The following is a 5,487-nucleotide window of genomic DNA, read 5'->3' as shown; positions in this document are numbered from 1 at the left end:
TTTCTGCGGAGGTGGTGGTCAAGGCGAGGACATTGCTGTGAATGCGCGAACAATTCTGCCTTTTAGTCCAGTCTCGTTGAGGACGGCAAACTCGCGCCGTCGGCGGTGCGCCTACTAATGAAAGATCTGGGCGAACATCCACAGACGACGACCCTGTCCGATAGGGTATATCGCATAGTGCGTGAAAGCATCAGATCCGGCGTTTATCGGCCCGGTGAGAAGATCACGCACCGCGCTGTAGCCTCTCAACTGGGCGTCAGCGTTACGCCCGTCAGAGAGGCAGTCACGCGCCTCGTGTCCGAGGAAAGCCTGTCGATGGCAGGTCCAAAGACCATTGTCGCTCCAAGCCTAGGGCGCTCAGATTTGGAGGAAATCACGAAGATCCGCGTCAATCTTGAAGGATGGGCAGCGGAACTTGCGGCGGAAAATGCCTCGGCGACCTTCATTCGCGAGTTGGAGCAGCATCATCTTGCCTATTGCAGGCATCGGAGGTCTCACGACATTAGGCAGAAGATTGCGGCAAACGCCAAGTTCCACTTCGCACTGTATGCCCAGTCGAAAGCGCCCAGACTTCTGGCGATTATCGACAATCTTTGGGTGACAATGGGCCCCACACTGGGGCTTCTCGCATATTGGGGAGAAGACAACGACGGTGAGAGATTTCAAGACGCCGCAATTGCTGCACTGAAGGCAAGAAACACTGCCGCCGCCCAGGCCGCGATCGTCAATTATATACGCACCGGTCGTCTGAAAATCCTACAAATCCTAGAGCGTGAATAGAAAAGAATGTTTGAGATCATGGATTTGCAACATCATGGGTCAGTGATGATGTCGTCCACCTTGTCGAATCCGATTGCCGGCAAGGCGCAATGCAATCGACTGCGGTATTTTGATTTGCCTTCCTCTACGCGACGCGAGCAGTTGCGGCGGCATCGTAAAGCTAACCGACGGCTGATGAAGATGTGCGTAAATGGGCCATATCAGAATTTGTTCGTGATCCGCTCTATCATCGCCACCGCTTTCCCGCCGAGATCATTGCCGCACGCGGCATGGCTCCACTTTGGCTTTCCGCTTACCCTGCGCATGATTGAGGACATGCTGGCGGCCCGCGGCATCATCGTCACGCATCACACCATCCGAAGCTGGGCGCAGAAATCCGGACGGCAGTTCGCCCGGGAGATCAAGCAACAGTCAGCTGGCTACTGGGCGACAAATGGCATCTCGACGAATGTGTGGTGGCCACCAATGGCAAGAAGCAGTGGCTCTGGCGTGCCGTCGATAAGAACGGCTTCGTACTCGAAGTACTGGTGCAAAGCCGCCGAAATGCCAAGGCGGCAAAGCGTCGGATGCGCAAGTCGCTGAAGGCTCAAGGGCAGACACACGGGTCATGATCACCGACAAGCTCCGGTCCTATGATGTCGCCAGGCGCGACCTCATGCCCGGTGTCGAACAACCAGCCGACCCGACGACGGGATAGGATCATGAAACGCTTCAAGTCGGCACGTCAGCGTTTCGTTTCCATCCATGATCCGAGTGCCAACTGGTTCCACTTTCTCAGCAATACGCTGTCATAGGCTCACTATCGAGACATCCTAGCGTAGCAGCGCCCCCTTAGCTAAGTAACGTGTAGCTTATAGAGAGGACCAAGCCATGAGGGTTCAGACAGCAACAGGGCCGATCCCTGTCGAGAGTCTAGGTCGCACACTTATGCACGAGCATCTGTTCATCGCCTTTCCTGGTGCACAGTTCGATCCGCTAGTGAAATTCGACCGCTCGGAATTCATCAAGGAGGCAGTTCGACGTCTGGTGAAACTCCGCACCGAGCATGGCGTGAACACCTTCGTTGATCCCTGTCCGATCGAACTCGGCCGTGACGTTAAAGCGATGAAGGAGGTTTCCGAAAAATCCGGCGTACACATCGTGTGCACCACTGGGTTCTACTACGAGGGACTGGGCCTCCCCATCTACTGGCGCGCACGTGCCGTCGATGAGATCGCAGAGCTTTACGTGCGCGAGATCACCCAAGGCATCGGCGATACCGGTGTGAAGGCGGGGGCCATTAAGGTCTCGACTGGCGCGTTTATTAGCGCGCAGGAGAAGAAGTTCCTTGAGGCCGCTTGCATAGCCCATAAAGCAACCGGGGTGCCGATCATAACTCACACGACAGACGGCTGCGCAGGGCCAGAACAGCAGCAACTGTTTGCGGCTGGCGGTGTCCCCGCCCATCGCTGCCTGATCGGCCATAGCTGCTGCAACGTCGATCCCGCGTACCATCGCCGCATTGTCGATGCTGGCTCTTACGTCGGCTTCGATCAAATTGGATTGTTCTACTATCGACCGGACGACGTCCGCGCAGATAACATAGCGACACTTGTGCGCAACGGCTTTCGGACGCAGATCATGATGAGCATGGACCGCATCTGCTGTAGGCTCGGTAAGTTCATTAAACCGGTCACTCCCGCATATATTGCAAAGATTGAATACCTCAAGTCACAAGGACTCTATCAGGCTCACACCTACTTGTTTACCGATTTTATCCCGATGCTGCACGCCCGAGGTGTCAGCCAGTCGGACGTCGAATCTATGCTAGTGGACAACCCGCGACGCTTCTTTGCCGGCGAGTTTCTGCCGAAAAGCTCGCGGAAATAGCTCTCATGTTTGCAGATTGAACTAAGCCGCTAGTGGCGGCAATGGATGTGTTGCAAAGTTATTGGTAACGAGGCGCATGGTATTGGGCTCCGGTGTACCCCGGAGGAGTTGAGATGTTCAAAGGCCGTCGTTTCGACCAATCTGTGATCTTGCTTTGCATTCGCTGGTATCGGGCCTACGCACTGAGCCTACGCGATCTTCGAGAAATGATGGCGGAGCGTGGCATTAGTGTCGATCATTCAATGATCCATCGGTGGGTCGTTCATTTCGCGCCGGTCCGCGGGCGATGGATGCACCTCTATCGCGCCATCTACAGCGTCGGCGACACGGTCGAGTTCTGGTTCAGTAAATACCGGGATTTGCCGGCCGCCAAGCGTTTCTATACAAAAGCGTTGGCACGCAATGGCCGTCTCCGACATTCATCACAAGAAGCCGAAAGGCCGGCCGATGAGCGAGGCGATGGCACGGGCCAATGGCCGGCGCTCAAAGATCCGCGCTTTCATCGAGCACGTCTTCGCGCAACAGAAATCACGCATGGGCCTGTTTGTCATCGCTCACGCCCGCACCAAGATCGGCATGGCCAACCTCGCCTACAATCTCACCCGCTTCGTTTGGCACCAGGGGCGAACTGCGTTCGCATGACGGCGAGAGCGGCGGAAAACGCCGCCGCGATGCCGAAATCGGCAACCAGCATGAGCCCCAACGACCAAAATCCAGCCACCGCCGCGCATCAGACTGTTCACAACCTCATTGCGCACCACTCCCTCCGGAAATGCCGGTGGTTCGAGGTGTCCAGTTGCTTGGGCGCTGCCATATGACGACATTTTCCAGAAAATATACCAAGGCCGTGAAAAGAAGCTCTATGGATCCGACATGCCGCACTCACAGTATTTAATACCGATATTGGGAAGGCGAAAAGCCTCTTGGGTGGTGCAAGTGGATTTACAGCATCGCTGATCTACTCGACCGGTAAGGCAGGCTACTTCGACCAAGTGGCGCTGTCGTGAAAGAGAACCTGCCCAAAATCGGGATACAAGTACGCAACCTCCTGCGCACAGTCCTTGGTGGCAGCGATCCCGGCGTTCACACCCCGGGCCGATCCGGACGGCCGAACAAGGCATAATCCACTAACCGAATGAGGAGAAAACTGTTGTCAGACGTTTCAGACAACCATCGCGTGCTCGTAACTGCGGGCGCGAACGGGATCGGCTTGGCTATCGCCAAGGTATTCCTGAGATCAGGTGCTCAGGTTTACGTTTGCGATATCGATCCCGATGCGCTCGAGAGAGCATCTCGCGAGCACCCAGACTTAAGGGCCTGCCGCGCCGATATCTCGTCGCCGTCAGACGTCGACGAACTCGCTCAAACGATTGAGGGCGATCTGGGAGGCGTCGATACAATCATAAACAATGCAGGAATCGGCGGACCGAGCAAGTTCGTCGAGGAGCTCAGCGATGACGACTGGGCTGGCGTGTTTGCTGTCAACGTCACAGGCACCTTCAACGTCGTGCGACGCTTCGTGCCTAGAATGAAGGAACAAAAGAAAGGGTCTATCATCAACATCAGCACGACATCCACCCGGACAGGGTTGCCGAAACGAACCCCATACGTTGTCTCAAAATTTGCGGTCGAAGGCTTGACGAAGAACTTGGCTCGCGAGCTCGGGCCTTTCAACATTCGTTGCAACACGATCTCGCCAGGATCGATCGAGAACGAGCGGGGGCGCATGCTCATGCAGAAGCGAGCCGAGAGCCACGGTGTCACATACGAGGAGGCCCTGCAGCGGCGCCTCTCCTTTATCTCCATGAGGACAAAGATCGATCCGACTGAAATCGGGGAGATGGCTCTCTTCCTATCCTCGGAAGGAGCCAAACATGTAACCGGGCAATGCGTAAGCGTCTGTGGCAACGTCGAGTGGGAAGACTAAAACAGGCCTACCTAATTCGTAGGGATAAACGCTGGCTAGCATGTGCCACCGGCGGAACATTCACTGTACGCATACGACGAGAACGACGAAGGCCGCATGATTGGCAGGCGCGCGTGGGCGCGGCGGGCTCTATGGTCGACCGTGAACTATCCGCAAGCCATTGATCTGGCAGGTTGATTAAGGCGGACGGCAGGTTTGGAATTGCAAGCTTTGCGGTATTTGGGCGCTGTTTTCCTGCAATTCGGTTTTGCGATTCCCTTGTGCTGCGGAGCGTGATTCACTCGGTTCGGCGGCGGCGAATCGAGGGGACGGTGAATGTCCAGGCCACGCGAGAAGCGCGAGACGGGAGAGCAGGATCTGTTCCGCTCCAGGCTCGACCAGATCATCAACATGAAGCACGAGCTGGTGCGGCTGGCGAAGGCGATCGACTGGCCGGTGCTGGAGGAGCGTTTCGGCGCCGTCTATTCGGACGGCCCCGGCATGCCGCCGCTGCCGACCCGGCTGATGGCGGGGCTGGCGATCCTCAAGCACACCTTCAACCTGTCGGACGAGGTGCTGTGCGAGCGCTGGGTGGAGAACCCCTACTTCCAGTACGTCACCGGTGAGACGTTCTTCTGCCACACGCTGCCGTTCGACCGCTCGTCGATGACGCGCTGGCGCAGCCGCATGGGCGAGGAGCGGATCATGGCGCTGTTGCAGGAAAGCATCAGCCTTGCGGTCAAGACCGGGGCGATGAAGCCGGCCGACACGCGCCAGGTGATCGTCGACACCACCGTGCAGCCGAAGAACGTCATGTTCCCGACCGACGCCAAGCTCATCCACCCGGCGCGCGAGCGGCTGGTGCGGCTGGCCAAGAGGAAGGGGCTCCATTTGCGCCAGAGCTATGTGGGGTCTTCAAGCTGGCGCTGATC

At 57.0% G+C, this 5,487-nt stretch carries 3 protein-coding genes and 4 pseudogenes; all 7 read left to right on the top strand.

Features of this window, described 5'->3' with window-relative positions; all coding sequences use genetic code 11:
• The first annotated feature begins 117 nt into the window (after window positions 1-117).
• Window positions 118-780 (top strand): GntR family transcriptional regulator, encoded by a 663-nt coding sequence (locus EOA38_RS26620; RefSeq protein WP_127300630.1) that lies wholly within the window; start codon window positions 118-120, stop codon window positions 778-780.
• A 197-nt stretch (window positions 781-977) separates the two neighbouring features.
• Window positions 978-1,574: pseudogene (locus tag EOA38_RS26615) on the top strand (IS6 family transposase).
• A gap of 76 nt (window positions 1,575-1,650) precedes the next feature.
• The gene (locus EOA38_RS26610) at window positions 1,651-2,649 is read left to right on the top strand and encodes a phosphotriesterase-related protein (RefSeq protein ID WP_127300629.1); all 999 of its coding nucleotides are present in this window, start codon (window positions 1,651-1,653) and stop codon (window positions 2,647-2,649) included.
• 113 nt (window positions 2,650-2,762) lie between these two features.
• A pseudogene (locus EOA38_RS26605) lies at window positions 2,763-3,059 on the top strand (DDE-type integrase/transposase/recombinase); the annotation flags it as partial.
• Window position 3,060: 1 nt separating this feature from the next.
• A pseudogene (locus tag EOA38_RS26600) lies at window positions 3,061-3,291 on the top strand (IS5/IS1182 family transposase); the annotation flags it as partial.
• Window positions 3,292-3,799: 508 nt separating this feature from the next.
• Window positions 3,800-4,576: an SDR family oxidoreductase gene (locus EOA38_RS26595; protein WP_210212989.1), complete on the top strand. Its 777-nt coding sequence runs from the start codon at window positions 3,800-3,802 to the stop codon at window positions 4,574-4,576.
• Window positions 4,577-4,891: 315 nt separating this feature from the next.
• A pseudogene (locus EOA38_RS26590) lies at window positions 4,892-5,487 on the top strand (transposase); the annotation flags it as partial.

This window comes from Mesorhizobium sp. M1E.F.Ca.ET.041.01.1.1, assembly GCF_003997355.1.
Lineage (GTDB): Bacteria > Pseudomonadota > Alphaproteobacteria > Rhizobiales > Rhizobiaceae > Mesorhizobium.
This window is presented reverse-complemented; position numbering and strand designations above follow the sequence as displayed.